At 61.7% G+C, this 845-nt stretch carries 1 pseudogene; it reads right to left on the reverse strand.

The window, feature by feature from the left end:
* A pseudogene (locus ACTWQH_RS32785) lies at positions 1-672 on the reverse strand (ABC transporter substrate-binding protein); the annotation flags it as partial.
* Positions 673-845 lie beyond the last annotated feature (173 nt).

The following is an 845-nucleotide window of genomic DNA, read 5'->3' on the forward strand; positions in this document are numbered from 1 at the left end:
GATCTCGTCGGACTTGCCGTTGCCGTTGGGGTCGTCGTTCTTGAAGGCGCGCAGCACCTCGCGGAACTCGTCCGTGGTCGTGGGCATCTCCAGGCCCAGGTTGTCCAGCCACTCCTGGTTGATCCACATCTTGAATCCGTGCGAGCAGTGGTAGCAGTCGTTCCACTGCGGCATCCCGTAGATGTTGCCGTCCGGCGCGGTGGCTATCCGCTCGACTTCCGGTGTTTCCGCGAACGCGTCCTGGATATTGGGGGCGTACTGGTCGATGAGCTGATTGAGCGGCTGAATGATACCTTGACCGCCGTACCTCAGAAGTTCCACCTGGGTGAACTGATCGATCCAGGGAACCATCAGATAGAGGTCGGGGAGGTCACCGCTGGCCAGCGATATCTGGCGCTTCTCCTTGGCGGTGGTGGCGTCGGACGTGGTCGCCTGCCACTCGATGGTGATATTGAATTCGTCCTTGATCAGGTCGGTGAAGGCGTTCTTGTCGAGATCATCGACCCAGTCGATCTGCGGGGCGAACACGGTGAGGGTCACCGGCGGATTTCCCTTGATCGTGGGCAGCGGCTCCGAGGTGCTGGTGCCGCCAGTGCCGCCGGAGCAGGCCGCCAGGGTCGCCAGAAGCGCCCCGGCAGCCGAGAATCTTGCGAGCAGGCGTGAACGACGCACGGTGCGGTCCTTTCTGTAACAGGGGGTTGAAAGAGGGAGGGAGACGGGGAGGGAGGGGTTCAGCCCTTGATCGCGCCGATCATGATTCCCTTGGTGAAGTAGCGCGCGACGAAGGGATAGATGAGCAGGACGGGCACGCTCGCGATGACGATCAGCGAATATTTGAGGAGGTC

The organism is Streptomyces sp. 6N223, from assembly GCF_052246635.1.
Taxonomy (GTDB): Bacteria; Actinomycetota; Actinomycetes; order Streptomycetales; family Streptomycetaceae; genus Streptomyces.